At 59.4% G+C, this 3,331-nt stretch carries 3 protein-coding genes and 1 pseudogene; all 4 read right to left on the reverse strand.

All coding sequences use genetic code 11. The annotated features are described in order from the left end of the window. On the reverse strand, positions 1-814 hold an 814-nt coding region (locus Q7T64_RS04000), incomplete at its 3' end, for a TAXI family TRAP transporter solute-binding subunit (protein WP_304791552.1). 253 nt (positions 815-1,067) lie between these two features. Continuing rightward, on the reverse strand, positions 1,068-2,003 hold the full coding sequence (locus tag Q7T64_RS04005) for a 3-hydroxyacyl-CoA dehydrogenase family protein (RefSeq protein ID WP_304791556.1): 936 nt from the start codon (positions 2,001-2,003) through the stop codon (positions 1,068-1,070). A gap of 15 nt (positions 2,004-2,018) precedes the next feature. Further along, positions 2,019-2,939 (reverse strand): dihydrodipicolinate synthase family protein, encoded by a 921-nt coding sequence (locus Q7T64_RS04010; RefSeq protein WP_304791559.1) that lies wholly within the window; start codon positions 2,937-2,939, stop codon positions 2,019-2,021. A gap of 126 nt (positions 2,940-3,065) precedes the next feature. After that, positions 3,066-3,331, reverse strand: a pseudogene (locus tag Q7T64_RS04015) (UxaA family hydrolase); the annotation flags it as partial.

Consider the following 3,331-nt stretch of genomic DNA (forward strand, 5'->3'; position numbering starts at 1 on the left):
TGGTCTTGACGATGTTGTAGGCGGTCTTGTCATCCATGTTCTGGTGCGCAACCAGGATGTTCATCACGGTTGCCTGCTTGTTGTCGGCGTCCATGCCCTTGTAGACCGCTTTCGGGATGGCGTCTTCTACATACAGGTTGCCGTATTTCTTGTTCATTGCCGGCACGACTTCGGTATGGTCGATCAGTTTGACCTTGGTGCCCGGCGTGTTGGCCAGGTCGGTCACTGCTGCCGTTGGCAGGCCACCGACCCAGAAGAAGGCGTCGATCTTGTTGTCCTTGATTGCGTTGACCGATTCGGCCACGCCCAGGCGCTCACGGCGAACGTCCTTGTCCTTGTCCAGGCCAGCCGCTTCGAGGATGCGGAATGCCATCACTTCCGTTGCGCTGCCTGGCGAGCCGGTCGAGATGCGCTTGCCTTTCAGGTCAGCCAGCTTGGCGACGCCACGGCCTTCCGTGGTGACCACGTGCATGCGGTTCGGGTACAGCACCATCAGCGTGCGCAGCGGTACCTTGTTGCCCTTGAATTTGTCTTCGCCCTTGAAGGCGTCCTGTGCAGCGTCGGCCATCGAGAAGCCAATGTAGGGCTTGCCGGAATTGACGAGCTTCAGGTTGTCGACCGAACCGCCGGTGACTTCGGCCGTGGCTTGCATGCCGGGCACGAACTTGGACAGCACGGCAGCGACACCGCCACCCATCGGGTAGTACACGCCGCCGGTGCCACCGGTGGCGACGGAAATGTTCTGCGCAAAGGCAACTGCGCCGAAGCCCAGGCCTGCTACCAGTGCAACTGCACGCATCGTGCGATGAATCATGTTGTGTCTCCTTTGGATGGATCTGTTGGGTTTAATGATTTACGTCTGTTTTATGCGGCTTTTTTTCTGCTGTTTTCTTGGACGATTTTTTCGATCGACTTGATCGTCGGGATCGTGTCCCGGAGCTTGTACTGGCCGGAGCTGCGCCATGCAATCACTTTGTTTTTTGACCTGTGATTATAGATCACTGCAATGTCGCTGAGCTACGGATTAGTACTTAGCAATTTCTTTCGTCAATGCATCCAGCGACGCGTCACGACGCTTCTTCATCACGCAGGATTTGCATGGCCTTGGCCAGCGCCACTTGGTAACGCGCTTGTTCGCGTGCGATTGTCGCGTCATCCCACTGATAAAAGCCCTTTTTGCCCGGCGACTTGACGCCATAGTCGCCGTTGGCCACCAGGTTTTTCATGATCGGGCTGGGCTCGGTATTGTTGGCCAGCGCCGGATAGATCGACTCTGCTGCAGCGCAATGAATGTCTATGCCAGCCAGGTCTTTCTGCAGCAAGGGGCCGGCGGCGATGTAGCGAAAGCCGAAGCCGTAGCGCACTGCGGTATCGACATCCTCCGGACTGGCGAAGCCTTCGTCGACCAAGGCAATGGCTTCGCGCATCAGGGCATGCTGGATGCGGTTGGCCAGGAAGCCCGGCACGTCCTTCTTGACCTGTACCGGCTTCTTGCGCACGGCGCGCATGATGTCGCTGACGAGCTGGGCAACGGCTTCATCGGAACGCTCGCTGCGGATCACTTCGACCGCCGGCACCAAGTGGGCCGGCTTGATAAAGTGCAGGCCCAGCATGCGGTTTTTGGTCTGGCAGTTGGCGGCGATCTGGGTGATCGGTATGCCGGAAGAATTGCTGGTCAGCGGCAAACCGGCCGGTGCGAATTTTTCCAGCTCCTCGAATACCTTCTGCTTGACCGCCAGCTTTTCGGGCGCGCATTCGATCACGATACGCACCGCGCTCCAGTCGATCTCGGCAATCGATGCCAGCGCGCTGACGCGGCCACCCTCGCGAAAAATGCCGGCTGCCTGCGCCGCTGCCGGCACCGAGCCCGCCAGTGCGGCACGGGCGGATTCACCCGGCTCGACTACTTGCGTTGCCCATCCTGCGGCATGAAAAATTCCCGCCACATCGCGGCCCATGGTCCCACCGCCGATGATGACGGCGCAATCTTGCTGTGTTGCCAAATCGTTCTCCTTGCTTTACTTAAGGCCAGGCATCGTGAAGCCGATGGCGTCGAGCATCTGCACCAGGCTTTTGCTTTGTTCGCCAGTCAACTTGACCAGAGGCGGGCGCACGGTGGCCCATTCGGCGTCGCCGGAATAATGGGCGATGACGGCTTTCAATGCCGGGATCACCGGGAACTTCGAATAGGTGTTGCGCACAAGATTGAGCTTTTCCTGTTGCGCATCGGCGTCGCTGTTTTGCCATTCGCGCGCGAGCCTGGCGATCGGGCCAGGATTGGCATTGCCCATGGCGGTGATCGAGCCGACGCCGCCTGCGCGCATCGTGGCCAGCAGGAAGCTCTCGCTGCCGGCGAACACGTCAAAGCCACGCGGCTGGAATTGCTCCAGCATGGCTTTGGTGTTGTTCCAGTCGCCGGAGCTGTCCTTGACGCCGGCGATGGTGCCGGGATATTCCGTGATCAGCCGCTCGATCAAGGACAGCGTGATCGGCACATTCGACACTTGCGGAATGTGATAGACGTAGATTTTCAGGCGGGCGTCGCCGACCCGCTGGATCACTTCGGAATAACTGGCAAAAAGGCCGTCGTCGGACACGCCCTTGTAGTAGAACGGCGGCAGCATCAGCACACCGCCGGCGCCGATTTTCATTGCGTGGCGGGTCAGTTCAACGGTATCGGTCAGCGCGCAGCAGCCGGTGCCGGGCATCATGCGCTGGCCGGGAATGCCGGCCTCGGCCAGTGCATTCATCAGCGTGATTTTTTCGCCGACGGACAGTGAGTTCGCTTCCGAGTTGGTGCCGAATACGGCCAGGCCGACATCCTGGCTGATCAGCCATTTGCAGATGCTGACCAGTTTGGCGGCGTCCGGCGAGAGGTCGGCCTTGAATGGCGTGACGACCGGGGACAAGACGCCGGTGATGCGGTTCGATGAGTTCATGTTTGCTCCTGTAGCCTTGATTGTTCTGGATCGGTGACCGATGCCGGGCATTGATTGTTGACTGTTTGCTGTTGATTGTTGCGTTTTGCGTGTTCGTTACTGCTGTGGCTGCGCCCGGATTCCGGCTCAGCTCATGATACCGATCTGCCAGGGCACGAACTCATGGTCGCCCAGCCCGAGCAGTTCGCTCTTGGATCGGTGGCCCGATGCGGTTGCTAGCAGCAGCGCGAAAATGCGCTGTCCCATTTCTTCAATCGAACAGGTGCCGTCGAGGATTTCGCCGCAGTTGATATCCATGTCCTCTTCCAGGCGCAGGAACATCGGCGTATTGGTCGCCAGCTTGACCGAGGGCACTGGCTTGGCGCCGAACATCGAGCCGCGCCCGGTGGTAA

This window comes from Lacisediminimonas sp., from assembly GCF_030645335.1.
GTDB lineage: Bacteria > Pseudomonadota > Gammaproteobacteria > Burkholderiales > Burkholderiaceae_D > Lacisediminimonas.